Below are 15,373 nucleotides of genomic sequence, written 5' to 3'. Positions count from 1 at the left end.
AGTTTACGATTCGACTATGCTCAATGCTAGCAATATCGACAAAAAAGGGCAGCTAAGCTGCCCTGATCTTATACCATTCACATTCAATTATGGATTGAACACTTCAACACCAGTATCATCAGCGGTTTTATGTTTAGCTAAGATATCTTCTGGCCGTAAATTGCGACGAAGATCCATTTCATCTTCACCGCGTACAAACTTACCGCGTAGAGAGTTGGTGTATACATCAACAATCTCAACATCAACAAAGGTGCCGATGTGCTTAGGTTGCCCTTCGAAGTTAACCACACGATTGTTCTCTGTCCGGCCGCGCAGTTCCATAGGGTTTTTAACAGATGGCCCTTCGACTAAAATACGTTGGACAGTGCCGAGCATGTGACGACTATAACGTAACGCAAATTGAGTAATTTGATGCTGTAGTTTTGCCAAGCGCTCTTTTTTCTCTTCTAGCGGCACATCATCAGGTAGATCTGATGCTGGTGTGCCCGGACGAGCGCTATAAATAAAGCTAAAGCTATGATCAAATTCGATGTCAGTAATCAACTTCATCGTGTCATCAAAATCTTGCTGAGTTTCACCGGGGAAACCGATGATAAAATCAGAACTTATTAAGATACCTTCACGAGCTTTACGCAAACGACGAATGATTGACTTGTATTCAAGTGCCATATGCCCACGTTTCATCGCGGTTAAAATGCGATCTGAACCTGACTGTACAGGCAAATGCAAGAAGCTTACAAGCTCAGGCGTATCTTCATAGACGTCAATGATGTCTTGGGTGAATTCAATTGGATGGCTGGTGGTAAAACGCAAACGATCAATACCGTCAATGGCGGCAACATAACGTAATAATTCTGCAAAAGTACAAATATCATCATCATGGGTCTCACCACGATAAGCATTGACGTTTTGGCCTAGTAGATTTACTTCACGGACACCTTGTTCGGCTAATTGCGCAATTTCGAGAATAATATCATCAAGGGGTCGACTGACTTCTTCGCCTCGGGTGTACGGCACTACACAGAAAGAACAATATTTACTGCAACCTTCCATGATAGATACAAAGGCAGTTGGGCCGTCGGCACGAGGCTCTGGTAAGCGGTCAAACTTTTCAATTTCAGGAAAACTCACATCAATAACGACTTTGTCGCCATTTTTCACTTGTTCTACCATTTCCGGTAAACGGTGAAGAGTTTGTGGTCCAAATATTAAGTCAACACACTGGGAGCGTTCTTTAATGTGTTTGCCTTCTTGCGAAGCAACACAGCCACCGACTCCAATGATTAAATCAGGATTTTTATCTTTTAATGTCTTCCAGCGGCCGAGCTGATGAAACACTTTTTCCTGTGCTTTTTCACGAATCGAGCAAGTGTTGAGCAACAATACGTCTGCTTCTGTTGGCTCGTCAGTTAATGTATAACCTTCGTATTCGTTCATTAAATCAGCCATCTTAGATGAGTCATACTCATTCATTTGACAGCCCCAGGTTTTAATGTGGAGTTTTTTACTCATCAGTTTGTGTCACTCTGTATCTAATCGGCACGGAAAAAAATAGCTCAGCATTCTACCGCCAGAATGCTCACATGACTAGCTTTTGTGCGCTGAGAAGCGTGATTGTAATCTAAAAATAAAGCTAAAATGGTCTACTATGGCGGTTTTCCACAACATTAAAATACTGGTTTAGACGATTGCGTCATTGTGGGCTTTAATTCTTAGAAGCTTGTGCTTCAAGTCTTTCTCTTTCTTTTTTTCTCATCGGTCTTACAGGTGTTGGTTCAAGTTGCTCTGTTGTTATTTTTTGATTTTCATCTGTATTTTTACTAATAGGTGAGGTTTCATCAGTATTTTTTAGTGCTGCTTGATCTAAAGGTAAGGGCGGAGTTGAATCGGGCTCATCTTCGGGATCAGTGTCGAATCCGAACGGATTGTTATTGTTTGTAACTTCCATTTTTGAAGATTCATCATCTTCGAGAGCAGTGTCATATCCGAATGGATTGGCTCCTTGAGGAGTATTTATTTTACTGGAGGTGTCATCTTCAAATCCGAGCTCTTTTAAAAATTCTGCAGTGAGAATATCTTGACCGTTATCAGCAGATTGTGCTGAAGTTTTTGCTTTAGACTGAGCTTTAGACTGAGCTTTAGACTGAGCTTTAGACTGAGCTTTAGACTGAGCTTTAGACTGAGCTTTAGACTGAGCTTTAGACTGAGCTTTAGATTGAGCTTTAGATTGAGCTTTAGATTGAGCTTGAGATTGAGCTTGAGATTCAGCTTGAGATTCAGCTTGAGATTCAGCCTGAGTTTCAGCTTCTGCATCCAAGTTACTTTGAGTTTCTGTTGGCTCAGGATCACAAGTTTCTGTTGATACTTGAGACTGGTTTGCTATGTCTGAAGGTGTTTGGTCTTTATTTCTATGAAAACTAATACCCCAACTTTTTTTATCCGATTTTGGTTTTGAACTAGATTTTGGCTCTGTTATTGGTGTTGAGTTACACAGTGCTACTAATGATTGTAAGAATCTTTTCGACTTGGGATCTTCATTTTTGTGGAGAGCTCTAATAGCAATGTCTTTTTTATTGGTTTGTGAAACTCTTGCATCATACTTGAACTTCACTCCTGCAGACGTTTGAAAAGTGAGCTTAACAAAGGTACTAGTTGAGGTTGTACTTTTTGCCAGATGATGGATCTGTTTATTTTGTTCGATAGTTAGCAGTGAAACATCAAATCTTTCAACTGGAAAAGTAAATTCAGGTATGCTCATAAAGACGTTCTCAAAAAGATAATTAAACTAGTATATCTTTTTGTAATTAATGGCTTAAGTTAAAAAAGGTTAATCATAATTCTTACATTATACCAATTACTGTAATTGGTATAACCCTGAGGTTCAGGAGCTCGAACGTCATCCTTCATGTGAATTGGAGTTTTAGGCTTTGGAGGTGCCTGATAAGCTTTGTCTAAGTCGGTTAGCTCTTTTGTTGGAAAATTTTCTTGTCTTACTCTAAAGCTAGGGTCTGTTGATCTTTCAGGATTAAATTTTGTGCTATTTGAGCATTTATCTGTTCAAGGCGTGAGCAGTGATGCTTAGCCATCTATGTGAGCTGATCACAACACAGAACAGTGAATGCTCAAAAGCATCGAAGGCAGCGTAAATTGGTCGCTCTTTCTAAATAAAAGGCGCTGCGTTATCGTTTTCTTATTTGGAAACGAAGTAACGACAGTTTTGTATGTCGATAATAACCAAACCTCACAAACTCTGCCTTGCATAAAATAACCAATTTATCGCTGCAAAAACAATCACGAAAGATCAACAGATCCTAGTAGAATTGGAGGCTACGGACATAAAATAATGTCTATAAGATTAAAAGAATTAGTTTAGAATAGTAGCGACTGATTTAATATATGCTATTTATACGCTTTTGGCATAAAACATAAAGTTAGCCTGTTGTCTTGAGTTGCAACGTTTCAGCACCTTAGGAAAGTTGCGGAAGAAAGTATACCGATGAGTTCTCGTCACTCCAGCGCAGGCTGGAAACGAAGTAACGACAGTCTTGTATGTCGGTAGTCTAGTGCCTTTGCTTTTTTCTATATAAAAGTCACTGGATACCAGCCTTCGCTGGTATGACAAAGATTGGTACTTTTTAAACCGCTAGATCCCTTATGGCAGATTAAACAGCTTAAACTTCCCTGTGAATGCCCGTTATACCATTACGGTAGTGATTAAATGTGGAGTGATAATGACTAAAGTGACTGACGTCGTCATCGTCGGCGGAGGAATGATTGGTGCTGCTACAGCAATAGGGCTGGCTCAACTTGGCTTGTCTGTTACTGTGATTGAGCATTCTCCTCCGCAGAATTATTGTGAAACTCAACCTTTGGATGTTAGGGTTTCAGCCATTAGTGTAGCATCTGAAAAACTGCTTGAACGCCTTGGAGCTTGGTCGGCAATTAAACGAATGCGGAATGCTGTCTACACTGGACTTGAAACGTGGGAACTTGATGATTTTATTACTCAGTTTGATAGTCAGCAGATTAACAGTAGCCATCTTGGTCATATTATTGAAAACCGTGTGGTTCAACTTGGTTTGTGGCAGCAGTTAGAGGCTTTAGGTAATGTGGAAGTATTGAGCCCTGCTAGAGTAGAAAGTTTTGAGCGTAAGGATGGACACGATTCATTTGTCCAAATTGTGTTGGATTCAGGAGACGTAATTGATACCAAGCTGCTGGTAGGGTGCGACGGAGCTCATTCAGCAGTAAGACAATGGGCTGGAATCGGTTTGTCTGGCTGGGATTATAAGCAGTCAGCTATGCTAGTTAACATTGAAACTCAGACTCCACAGCAAACAGTCACTTGGCAGCAATTTACTCCAGCAGGTCCGCGGAGTTTATTACCATTACCGGGCAACAATGCTTCTTTAGTTTGGTATGATTCACCACAAGTTATCGCGAAATTGATGCAACTAAATCCTGTACAACTTGCCCAGCAAATTAGGCAATATTTCCCTGAGCGATTAGATCCAAATTTCACTGTAGTTAATAAAGGTGCATTTCCGTTAACGCGTCGCCATGCTAATCAATATTATGCTGAAAATGTGGTGATATTAGGGGATGCAGCGCACACCATTAACCCATTAGCCGGGCAGGGTGTGAACTTAGGTTTTAAGGATGTTGATGCGTTAGTGAATCAAGTTGCAAAAGCGCTTGGTAGTAATCAATATTGGTATGCCGAGCAAGTACTCGCTGGCTACCAACAGCAAAGATACAAAGATAATTTGTTAATGATGACTGGAATGGATGCGTTTTATAAAAGTTTTAGCAATAATAACTTTCCTGTAAAAGTGTTAAGGAACTTGGCGTTAAAAATGGCTAATTTTGATTCCCCTATAAAGAAGAAGGTACTTAAATACGCAATGGGTTTGGGTTGATTACCTTCATTACAACTTAAGCATATAGTTTAATTCTAGCTTTGGTTGTAATGACGATAAGGTAATAGGATACTTCGCTGCTGCGGGTCTTTCATTTGTTGATAAAATCAATAAATGCTAAAATGCCGCCTTTTTTAATCTAGAATGTTGAACAAGAGCAGAAATGGCAGACATAAAATTGATTGTTGGATTGGCGAATCCTGGTGCTGAGTATGCTAGAACACGTCACAATGCTGGTGAGTGGTATATCAATGAGCTGGCGAGGATAAGTGGTGCTACCTTTAAAGCTGAAGCCAAGTACTTTGGGTTGACCGCTAAAATCAATTTATCCGGAAAAGATGTTCGATTATTAATACCGTCAACTTTTATGAACCTCAGTGGTAAATCTGTTGCTGCCTTAGCGAATTTTTTTCGTATTGAGCCAGAGCAAATCCTTGTTGCTCATGATGAGTTAGATATGGTGCCTGGAGTCGCAAAATTTAAACTTGGCGGCGGACATGGTGGTCATAACGGCTTGAAAGATATCATTGCACGGCTTGCTAATAATAAGAATTTCTATCGCCTGCGGATTGGTATAGGTCATCCGGGTGACAAGCGTTTAGTGAGTAATTATGTATTAAGTAAAGCGAGCCCAACAGATCAAGAGCTGATGGATGCTGTCATTGACGAAGCGGTTCGCTCTACTGAAGTGTTATTTAAGCAAGATATGAGTGCAGCTATGTTAAAACTGCATTCGTTTAGAGTTTAACAATTAAATAAAATTATCAATAGCTGATACCAAGAGTGTCGGCTTTAGTGTTTATTATGAGTAAAAAGGTATAAAAAGTTATGGGATTTAAGTGCGGCATTGTTGGTCTTCCTAACGTGGGGAAATCCACACTATTTAATGCGTTGACTAAAGCAGGCATCGAAGCGGCAAACTTCCCGTTTTGTACCATTGAACCAAACACTGGTGTTGTGCCTGTACCGGATCCTCGTCTAGATGCACTGGCGGCAATCGTTAACCCACAACGTGTATTGCCAACCACAATGGAGTTTGTTGATATTGCGGGTTTGGTGGCTGGTGCGTCAAAGGGTGAAGGCTTAGGTAATAAGTTTCTTGCTAACATTCGTGAAACAGATGCAATCGGTCACGTTGTTCGTTGTTTTGAAGACGACAATATTATCCATGTGGCAAACAAAATCGATCCTACTGGCGATATTGATGTCATCAATACTGAATTAGCCTTGGCGGATCTAGATAGTTTAGAAAGAGCGATTCAACGTCAGGCGAAAAAAGCTAAAGGCGGTGATGCAGACGCAAAGTTTGAGATCACTGTACTTGAAAAAATGCGTCCAGTACTTGATGAAGGCAAAATGCTGCGTTCAATGGCATTAGAAAAAGAAGAATTAGCTGCAGTCCGCTATTTGAACTTCTTAACCCTAAAGCCAACAATGTATATCGCTAATGTTGCCGAAGATGGTTTTGAAAACAACCCTCATCTAGATGCTGTTCGCGCCGTTGCGAAAGAAGAAAATGCTGTTGTTGTTGCTGTTTGTGCTGCAATTGAGTCAGAACTGGCTGAAATGGATGCAGAAGAACAAGCTGAGTTCTTATCTGAGCTTGGGCTTGAAGAACCTGGGTTAGACCGTGTTATTCGTGCAGGTTATGAACTTTTAAATTTGCAAACGTATTTTACAGCGGGTGAAAAAGAGGTGCGTGCATGGACAGTTGCGATTGGTGCAACGGCTCCGCAAGCGGCCGGTGTGATACACACTGATTTTGAGCGCGGCTTTATTAGAGCTCAAGTGATGTCTTACGATGATTTCATCGAGTTCAAAGGCGAAGCAGGCGCGAAAGAAGCTGGTAAGCTAAAAGTAGAAGGCAAAACTTACATTGTAAAAGATGGTGATGTGATGCATTTCTTATTTAATGTATAAAAAATAGCGATTAGCTCTTTTTTTCATCTTCTTGTGTCATTCATGGCTAAGTAATAGCCTAACGGATGAAACAAGTGATGTTTTGACAAAAAAGCAGTTGACCTAGTTGGGGCGAATAAGCATAATACGCCCCGTTCCCAACAAGGAACACATAAAGTGGCAATGTAGCTCAGCTGGTTAGAGCACAGCATTCATAATGCTGGGGTCGCAGGTTCAAGTCCCGCCATTGCTACCATCTTTCAAGATGTAAAATTGAGTTTGTGCGGGAGTGGTGGAATTGGTAGACACGCCAGATTTAGGTTCTGGTGCCGCAAGGTGTGAGAGTTCAAGTCTCTCCTCCCGTACCATTTTAAAGCTGAGGTTATTTGCTCAGTAATAAAAGTAAAGAGTTACATGATTGGGATATCGCCAAGTGGTAAGGCACCGGGTTTTGATCTCGGCATTCCCAGGTTCGAATCCTGGTATCCCAGCCATTCTTTAGTTTTCTTTATTTTTAGATATTGGGATATCGCCAAGTGGTAAGGCACCGGGTTTTGATCTCGGCATTCCCAGGTTCGAATCCTGGTATCCCAGCCATGGCAATGTAGCTCAGCTGGTTAGAGCACAGCATTCATAATGCTGGGGTCGCAGGTTCAAGTCCCGCCATTGCTACCATAATTTTTTTATGGGTTATAATGGCAGCTAATTGAGAGAATTAGTAAATCAGTCTCGATGCGGGAGTGGTGGAATTGGTAGACACGCCAGATTTAGGTTCTGGTGCCGCAAGGTGTGAGAGTTCAAGTCTCTCCTCCCGTACCATCTATTCTAGACTGAATAAACAGATTTTTGGGATATCGCCAAGTGGTAAGGCACCGGGTTTTGATCTCGGCATTCCCAGGTTCGAATCCTGGTATCCCAGCCATACTTTAAGGCCTCGTCTTATGACGGGGCTTTTTAGTTTTCTAAAAATCATTCAGAATTTATTTACTTATCCTTAGCTACACTTAGTGATAACTGTTAATTGTCGCTAGTTCTCATGTCTAATACTTCTGAACAATCTTCCGTTGAGGCGGGTCAAGCTGTTTATACTCAGTCAATTCTGAGAATTTATGATATTTGGGTGTTGTGGATTTCTAATTCTTATATTTGGAAATGCCCTACAAAACTGATAGGTAAGCACTTCGAAAAATACGCAACAGCAAACCACCTTGATGTCGGTGTGGGAACTGGGTACTACTTAGATAATTACTTAACTCATACAGCTCCTCGAATCGTGTTGTTGGATTTAAATCCAAATAGCCTTATGACGGCTTCAGGTCGTATTTCAAGATTCAAGCCTGAAATCTATCAAGGTAACGTGCTTGAGCCGATACAGCTTGATTGTGAACCATTCGATTCAATCAGTATTAATTACTTACTGCATTGTTTACCGGGAAAATTAAGCATCAAGTCCGTCATATTTAAACACTTGTCTCAATATCTCACCGAAGATGGCGTTTTATTCGGAAGTACGATACTTGGGCGTGGTTGTTCTGTCGGGTTTTTCGCTAAAAAATTGATGAACTTTTACAATAATAAAAGCGTTTTTAGTAATCAAGACGATGATTTAATTACATTAAAAGAAGAGCTGGAGCGGTACTTTGAGTTTGTTGATATCAACATTCACTCGTGTGTAGCAATCTTTGTCGCAAAAGGAAAAAAGTTTTAGGAATGTACACTAATCTGTGAGCTTACGGCAGCATAGCGTGCAAAACTAAATTATTTCAGGTACAGCTAGACCTAGGCGATTAGCCCAAGTCCATTTTTTACAGCTGTATTATTTTTCAGTGCCGACTGTTTCTCGATAATTCCACGGTAGGTATTCTTCAGGATTGGTTTTCACTTTATCCTTCTCTCTCTGTAAAAATGTGAAATACTCAAACACATTGATGCCAGCTTCACTTGCTGTTGCAATCATTGACGTGATGACATCACCAATCGTAGCGCCAAGTAACGTCTTATGGAACATCGCATTTTTTCGGTCACGAACGATGATTTTTAACATGGCTTCGATACGGTTATTATCGATGTATACACCTTCGTAGTGGCAAAAATAGCTCAAGCCAACATAGTGTTTGACAAAATATCGCATCGCCTTACCTAAACCACTATTCTCTTCAACTGTTTCATCGTTAAGGTGTGTTGTACACCACTGCTTGATGGTTTTCATTACAGGCAACGAATGTTGCTGATGGTAACTCAGCCTTTCTGTTGCCGTAAACTTTTGCTCTTTAGTGTGCTGCTCGTAAGCCCAAATTTCACCATAACGTGTCAGTACGTGCTCGACTTCATCGGGGAAATGGTTAATGACATCAACAAATTGTCGTCTGGCATGACTGTTACACAATGACAGCAGACATTCTCTTACCGTAGGGCGATTACTGACCAGAGCGTCACTCATCATTATCGGCCTAGATTGATGAGTACCGCGTTTGTGCAACAGGCTATCGATGAATTCGCCAGCATGACCAATATTAGTTTCAAACAACACGATACTATCATTGGCTTGAGTGGTCGCAATAACACCTGATGTGTACACGCCGCTGCGCATTTGTGTCTTGTCACTGTTACGCACCGGTTTTTCTATTGGCGTAGCATCCAAAATTCGGTGAGTCGTGTCATCGAGATAATAATGCTTCGCATCGGCCGCGAGGTTAACCAACATTTGATAAACAGGGTAAATATCATTGGCCACATATTCAACTTGGTCAAACACAGTAGACGCAGTGATTTTGACACCAAGCAGCTTTTGAATGCTCCCTTGGCGATAAAACGGCAACCCGGCAAAATACTTGTGTATGGCCATTAATGACCGAGCTGAGTAGCCGTATTTTTGTTGCTCGCTCCCGTCGGCTAACACTTCAACTGGCAAAGCGGCGGTAGCGTAAGCGCCACAAGCATTACAGCGAAAGCGCTCCATGACATGCTGCTCTGGCTTAAACGGACTTTGCCCTGTGATACGCAGTAAACTGCCTGGGTCGGTTTTGTACATTTTACCCATGTGGCACTCTAGGCAGTTATCACCCTTTTTCACATCTGTACTCTGATGCACTATCACAACTGGCTTAGCGGGAGTGAAATCTTCACCGCTCTCTTTGGGTTTACGATTTTTACCCGCAGTGTGTTTACCGCTTCCTTTATTGCTTTTACTGACACGAGACAAGGCTTCTGAAGACTTTTCAATGCCAAGTAACTTACGCAATTTGTGCACGGTGACATCGTGATTGGTTAATCGTTGCTGCATCGTCGATAACGTCACTAAGGCATCAAGTAACAACTGACAATCTTCTGGAGACAGTGCTAATTCATGCTCTTTGGCTTCAGTAACACGAACTATCAGTGCTTCCAGCGCGTTGTGGTCGATATCAGTAAACGGTTTACTCATTAAAGGACAGTCCAGCTTAGGCGAATAGGAAAAATGAATTCGGCGGGCAGTATGATCCGATAAATAAAATAATCAACCGGTAAGTGCGATTTATTTCAAGCGACTTGAAGATAAATAAGGTTCACCACTCAGTAATTGCCGTAATTGTGCCGCAGCCATCGGTTGCATAACGCCATGATGACGTGGCCATCCATGAAATTTTCCTTTTGATAACCGTTTGGTCATCAGCCAAAAGCCATTATGCTCATAAGTGAGGGCTCGTATCATGGTTTTGTTGCGATTAATGAAGACGAATATCGAGCCTGAACGCGGATTACTCGACAAGCGCTGTTGGCACACGGCCGCCAGTCCATCGATACCACAGCGAAAATCAGCAGGCTGAGTCGCAATGAAGATACGACTGTTGGAAGTTAAATAGATCATGATTTCATTGCCCCGATAAGGGCGCAAATAAAGTGAACATCCACCACACCTTGTATATGAATATTGTCGCCATTAGATAGATTCAACTCAAGTTTTACTGGGGAATTGGGCTTGATGACCTCAGGTAAGTTGGGTAATTCAATGAAGTCTGTAATGGACTCTGCCGAGTTTGATACCTGGCACCATTGTTTAAATTGAGAGCTACTGATACGTAAAGCGGTGCAAATTTGTGATGATGAGTAATGCTCTAGCAATGAAATGGCTTGCTCGCGGAGAGTGTTTGGTATTTTAGTTCCGCGACTCGGCTTATTTATGCGCCAATGGGCGAAGACTGTGGCGACGCGAGTTAATGGCTCTATATTTGGCATGATGGGCTCCGATAATTAATCTGCCATCATTACATCAAATTATTGGGTTAAAGTTGCACTATGCTGCCGTAAACTCACACTAATCTAAGCCAAAGTTACTGTGGGTTACATAACTCATTGAAAATTTAGTTACTATACCGCCTCTCCAGCTTTCGCTGGAGTGACGACAAAATTAACTGAACATCGTAGGCTTAATATGGGAGCTTTTGGTGTGTCGAATGAAATCTAATCGGCTTGGAATAAATATAATGCACTGTAACCGATGAGATCATAAATGGTGTCCTCACCAGTTTTTCCTAAACTTGTTAGTGCATTTTCATGTGTATCTGAAATGGCCTTAAAACGATTAAAATGCTCTGGTTTGTTGCCGCATAAATTAAAAAACAATTTGAGAGTTGCTTTGTATTTAGGTTTTTCTAATGCAGCTTTCCAAGAAGATTTCAACTGCTCTACGGATGAGAAGTCAAGAGAGTCTATAAACATACTACCAATACGGTCATCGAGTTTAAGTAGGAAGTCGGTTTTTTTAGGAAAATGATGGCTGATCCCAGTTCTGCTGATGCCCGTTGCTTCAGATAATGTGGTGTAAGACATTGCATCAAAGCCTATCGTTAGGATTTGTTTTAACGCTTCATCCATAATTTGATTTATTGTGAGCTCAGTTTGAGATTTAGAACGCTTGGCCATAAGATCATTTTCCCATTGTTTGGAATTAGATGAATATGGGTTTACTTACTAGAACAAAGAGTTATATGAGTAAACGCAACTCAACTAGTCCTCAAATTTGTTCTGATTCATCCAGAACGATTATTAAGGTGTCCTCGTTATAATTTACATTCCATGTCTAGTTTTTCTAATTTCGATAAATAAAAGATATTTGCTTGATTGGTGTTTGAGCTTACCAAAGCAAATTATGGATTTCTTTTAATTAATCAAATTGTTCAGGAGGGATTCAGTTTACCGTCTACCGTCGTTATTAGCATGAGAGAGTTGAGTAAGGCTTCAGTTTTAGATTCACCAAGTAAGTGAATAAAAGTAGGTTTTAGTAAAGCATTCAGCTCTGCGCGTCGCCAGTATAAATAATTCGGCAATTCACTGCTTTTATTGTTATTAAAGATAAATTTAACCAGATTGTTGAGTTCTTTTTGACGACGAGGGTTAATAGAATTTAACTTAAGATAACTTGCTTTTACAAAGTCAGAATATTGAGAAAACTGTTGAATTTGAGTAACTGATAGTTCAGACATTAATCGCAGTAAATAAGGGCTACTCCAGTGGCTTAAATTGATAGGATCATCAATTGCGGCCAAATTGCGTCGATGATATTGCTGCCATGCAAGCTCTAGCGTGCCCGTTTCTTTCACGCTCCGCCATAGTACGTATACGTCAGCTAACCATTCATGTTCATAACGCGATAATTGTTGAGGAAGAATCGTTGCTTGAAGCTGTTTGTTTGCAAGGTGACCTTGTTCATGCCATAAGCTGAGTTCTTGTTGACGAAACAAATTAAGTTGAAGCGTTTGCCTACCGATGAAAGTGATAACGCTTTTGGGTTCCACCTCTTTATTTAATAAAATTAGACCAGATATGTTTTCTGGTTGCGTTATCGGAAGCACCATTGCATGTCGATGACCCATCACCTCTCTCAACTGCTTTGCATCTTGAGGGAGGTGAGTCAAACTTGATTCGGGCAATTGCTGTAGGCAGAAACTCAATTGGTTGATATCGCACACTAACGCGCGTTGAGTATGGATATCAACCCAATAACTGGCAGATAATAAGAAAAAACTGCTTATCACTGATTAGCCATAATGTTTTCTATAATTTTGGTTGTTGATATGCCATCTTCAAAACATAATATTTGGACTTTTCCACCCGCGGCAATCACTTCTTTCCCTCCAGCGATGTCTTCAATTTTGTAATCACCACCTTTAACAAGTAAGTCAGGTAATAATTGGCTAATTAATCGCTGTGGTGTGTCTTCACTAAAAGGTACAACCCAATCCACAGAGCTTAGGCCTGCTAACACGTCCATACGACGATCAACGGTGTTTACTGGACGACCTTCACCTTTCAAGCGTTTTACTGAATCATCGCTGTTCACCGCAACAATAAGTCGGTCGCCCTGTTGACGTGCTTGGTTTAAGTAACTTACGTGGCCAGCATGTAAAATATCAAAACAACCATTCGTCATGACAATGGTTTCACCGCTTTCTTTGGCCTGTACTAAGGTGTTCATGAGCTGCTCTTCCGTGATCACTCCAAGGCCTGATTCACCGTGTTGCTCGGCAAGCGCTTTTATCAATTCGATGCGAGAAACCGTTGAGGTACCTAACTTACCAACCACGATTCCTGCAGCCGTATTGGCAATGGCACAAGCTTGTTGCAATGAGCTACCAGCTGCAATGCATGTCGCCAGTGTACCTATTACCGTATCGCCAGCCCCTGTTACATCATAAACTTCACGAGCAACAGTAGGGATGTGTAATTCAGGTGTATCAAGTGTAACCAGTGTCATGCCTTTTTCTGAGCGAGTAATCAAGATGGCTTCAATGTCATATTGCTTAAGCAATTGTTGCGATTTTTCTTGTAAGTCCGCTTCAGATTTCACTTTTCCAACAACGTCTTCGAATTCATTTAAATTTGGAGTGATTAAACTAGCACCACGGTAACGAGAAAAGTCATTGCCTTTAGGATCAACTAATACTTTGATTCCTTGTTTTGTGGCGAGCTTAATAAAGTCTTGAGGTTGTTGAATAGCTCCTTTAGCGTAATCAGAAATAATGACGGCTTTTATGCCGTTAAGTTGTTTCTCGGCTAATTTGAGTAATGCATCACTGTCTTCTTGGGCAAAAGGTTCTTCAAAATCTAGTCGAATTAATTGTTGGTGACGTGATAATACACGAAGTTTTGTGATGGTAGGTTTGTTGGGTATTTTCAGCCATTGTGGCGTTACATCACGGCTTTGCAAACTCTCACTGAGAGCTGTTGCTGTATCATCTTTACCTACAATGCCAGCAAGTTGAACTTGGCCGCCTAAACTTGCAATGTTTAATGCAACATTTGCTGCTCCACCTGGGCGATCTTCTATTTGATCGATTTTAACCACAGGCACTGGTGCTTCAGGTGAAATACGTCCAGTAGTACCGGCCCAATAACGATCCAACATGACATCACCAACAACAAGCACATTTGCGTCTTCAAACGCTGGCAGAGAAACCTTCATTGTTTTCTATTCTTAGACAAAATTAACATGAATTGTACCTAACTTTAATCAAGTATGGGGTAGAATATTAACAGTTTTAGATATTTTTGAGAGAGTCTTGTGGTAGAGAGCGCTAAATTTTCAATTCAATTGCTTCATCCTAAATTTTGGGGGGTATGGCTAGGTGTCGGACTAATGCGCTTAACCCTGTTATTGCCATTAACCGTTCAAATGAAAATTGGAGCGGCGATTGGGCGTTTGGCTCAATCATTGATCTCAAAGCGAGTTAAAACAGCTGCTAAGAACTTTGAATTGTGTTTCCCAGATATGCCAGAGTCAGACAGAAAAAAGCTTTTAGATAAAAATTTTGAAGAAACAGGTAAAGCCTTATTCGACACGATTAACGCTTGGTGGTGGACAGATAAGCGCATCAAGAAGCATATGAAAATCAAAGGACTGGATAACTTAAAAGATACCCTGGCTTCTGGGCATGGAGTGATATTATTTGCAGTGCATTGCTTACCTTTAGAGATGGGAGCAAGAATTATTGGGCAAGTTAACCCTGGAGTGGGTGTGTACCGGCCACATAATAACCCCGTGATGGAGTATCTTCAGGTAAAAGGGCGCCTACGTTCTAACAAAGGCTTAGTACCTAAGCGAGATATTCGAAAAATGGTGAAATGCTTGCGTGGTACTGAGATGATTTGGTACACAGCAGATCAAGACTTTGGTCGCTCTAGTGCGGTATTTATTCCTTTTTACAACGTAAAAGAGGCCGCAACAATAACCGGAGCCACAACGCTTGCTCGTTTGGGTAAAGCTAAAATTGTTCCTCTTTTTGTTGAGCGAGATATTGATGATAATGGTTACTTGGTCGAGTTTATGCCACCACTAGAAAATTTCCCTGGTGAAAGCGAACTAGAGGATGCGGTTCGAGGAAATAAAATCATTGAAGACTTGATTGATCGCAACCGTCCGCAATATATGTGGTTACATCGACGATTTAAAACACGGCCAGAGACGTCTGATGTTTCCCTGTACAAATAACTGATGTGGTACAGAATGGTAAATTAATGTTATTTTTTATGTGGATTAAGTATAGTTATTTGATCGAGAATATGATGTTGAAAGGATT

At 40.9% G+C, this 15,373-nt stretch carries 13 protein-coding genes and 7 tRNA genes; 12 read left to right on the top strand and 8 right to left on the bottom strand.

Annotated elements, in window-relative coordinates:
* Positions 1-87: 87 nt before the first annotated feature.
* Both miaB and E2I05_RS17395 read right to left on the bottom strand, forming a co-directional pair.
* The gene (gene miaB, locus E2I05_RS17400) at positions 88-1,512 is read right to left on the bottom strand and encodes a tRNA (N6-isopentenyl adenosine(37)-C2)-methylthiotransferase MiaB (RefSeq protein WP_121852492.1); all 1,425 of its coding nucleotides are present in this window, start codon (positions 1,510-1,512) and stop codon (positions 88-90) included.
* Positions 1,513-1,705: 193 nt separating this feature from the next.
* Complete coding sequence (locus E2I05_RS17395; protein ID WP_133309768.1) at positions 1,706-2,758, bottom strand: hypothetical protein; 1,053 nt, start codon at positions 2,756-2,758, stop codon at positions 1,706-1,708.
* Between the two features lie 973 nt (positions 2,759-3,731).
* Between E2I05_RS17395 and E2I05_RS17390 the strand changes: the two genes are divergently transcribed.
* The 11 genes from E2I05_RS17390 to E2I05_RS17340 all read left to right on the top strand — a co-directional run bounded on the left by E2I05_RS17390 (position 3,732) and on the right by E2I05_RS17340 (position 8,526).
* Positions 3,732-4,919, top strand: coding sequence for an FAD-dependent oxidoreductase (locus E2I05_RS17390; RefSeq protein WP_121852494.1), 1,188 nt, complete (start codon positions 3,732-3,734; stop codon positions 4,917-4,919).
* A gap of 163 nt (positions 4,920-5,082) precedes the next feature.
* Positions 5,083-5,667: an aminoacyl-tRNA hydrolase gene (gene pth / locus E2I05_RS17385; protein ID WP_121852495.1), complete on the top strand. Its 585-nt coding sequence runs from the start codon at positions 5,083-5,085 to the stop codon at positions 5,665-5,667.
* 80 nt (positions 5,668-5,747) lie between these two features.
* Positions 5,748-6,839, top strand: coding sequence for a redox-regulated ATPase YchF (gene ychF, locus E2I05_RS17380; RefSeq protein WP_121852496.1), 1,092 nt, complete (start codon positions 5,748-5,750; stop codon positions 6,837-6,839).
* Positions 6,840-6,997: 158 nt separating this feature from the next.
* A tRNA-Met gene (locus tag E2I05_RS17375) sits at positions 6,998-7,074 on the top strand.
* Between the two features lie 27 nt (positions 7,075-7,101).
* Positions 7,102-7,186 (top strand) — tRNA-Leu (locus E2I05_RS17370).
* Positions 7,187-7,237: 51 nt separating this feature from the next.
* Positions 7,238-7,312 (top strand) — tRNA-Gln (locus E2I05_RS17365).
* A gap of 28 nt (positions 7,313-7,340) precedes the next feature.
* Positions 7,341-7,415 (top strand) — tRNA-Gln (locus E2I05_RS17360).
* 1 nt (position 7,416) lies between these two features.
* Positions 7,417-7,493 (top strand) — tRNA-Met (locus E2I05_RS17355).
* A gap of 59 nt (positions 7,494-7,552) precedes the next feature.
* Positions 7,553-7,637: transfer RNA gene (locus E2I05_RS17350), tRNA-Leu, on the top strand.
* A 28-nt stretch (positions 7,638-7,665) separates the two neighbouring features.
* Positions 7,666-7,740 (top strand) — tRNA-Gln (locus E2I05_RS17345).
* Positions 7,741-7,854: 114 nt separating this feature from the next.
* Entirely contained in the window at positions 7,855-8,526 is a 672-nt protein-coding gene (locus tag E2I05_RS17340; RefSeq protein ID WP_121852497.1) for a class I SAM-dependent methyltransferase, read from the top strand.
* A 108-nt stretch (positions 8,527-8,634) separates the two neighbouring features.
* On the opposite strand, the gene E2I05_RS17335 is transcribed toward E2I05_RS17340, so the two are convergent.
* From E2I05_RS17335 to hldE, 6 genes are all read right to left on the bottom strand, one after another.
* Entirely contained in the window at positions 8,635-10,242 is a 1,608-nt protein-coding gene (locus tag E2I05_RS17335) for an IS66 family transposase (protein ID WP_133309504.1), read from the bottom strand.
* Between the two features lie 90 nt (positions 10,243-10,332).
* Positions 10,333-10,665, bottom strand: coding sequence for an IS66 family insertion sequence element accessory protein TnpB (gene tnpB / locus E2I05_RS17330; RefSeq protein WP_133309503.1), 333 nt, complete (start codon positions 10,663-10,665; stop codon positions 10,333-10,335).
* Positions 10,662-11,033, bottom strand: coding sequence for a hypothetical protein (locus E2I05_RS17325; RefSeq protein ID WP_133309722.1), 372 nt, complete (start codon positions 11,031-11,033; stop codon positions 10,662-10,664). Before E2I05_RS17325 ends, tnpB begins: the two co-directional genes overlap by 4 nt.
* A 225-nt stretch (positions 11,034-11,258) precedes the next feature.
* The gene (locus E2I05_RS17320; protein WP_121852876.1) at positions 11,259-11,720 is read right to left on the bottom strand and encodes a TetR family transcriptional regulator; all 462 of its coding nucleotides are present in this window, start codon (positions 11,718-11,720) and stop codon (positions 11,259-11,261) included.
* A gap of 254 nt (positions 11,721-11,974) precedes the next feature.
* A complete protein-coding gene (locus E2I05_RS17315) occupies positions 11,975-12,832 on the bottom strand; it encodes a hypothetical protein (protein WP_121852877.1) in 858 nt (285 codons plus the stop codon).
* Positions 12,829-14,259 (bottom strand): bifunctional D-glycero-beta-D-manno-heptose-7-phosphate kinase/D-glycero-beta-D-manno-heptose 1-phosphate adenylyltransferase HldE, encoded by a 1,431-nt coding sequence (hldE, locus tag E2I05_RS17310; RefSeq protein ID WP_121852878.1) that lies wholly within the window; start codon positions 14,257-14,259, stop codon positions 12,829-12,831. Before hldE ends, E2I05_RS17315 begins: the two co-directional genes overlap by 4 nt.
* Before the next feature lie 99 nt (positions 14,260-14,358).
* Between hldE and lpxL the strand changes: the two genes are divergently transcribed.
* Positions 14,359-15,285 (top strand): LpxL/LpxP family Kdo(2)-lipid IV(A) lauroyl/palmitoleoyl acyltransferase, encoded by a 927-nt coding sequence (gene lpxL, locus E2I05_RS17305; RefSeq protein ID WP_121852879.1) that lies wholly within the window; start codon positions 14,359-14,361, stop codon positions 15,283-15,285.
* The last annotated feature ends 88 nt before the right edge of the window (positions 15,286-15,373 follow it).

The organism is Parashewanella spongiae, assembly GCF_004358345.1.
Lineage (GTDB): Bacteria > Pseudomonadota > Gammaproteobacteria > Enterobacterales > Shewanellaceae > Parashewanella > Parashewanella spongiae.
Note: the sequence above shows the minus strand (reverse complement) of the source record. Positions and strands in the feature narration are given on the sequence as shown.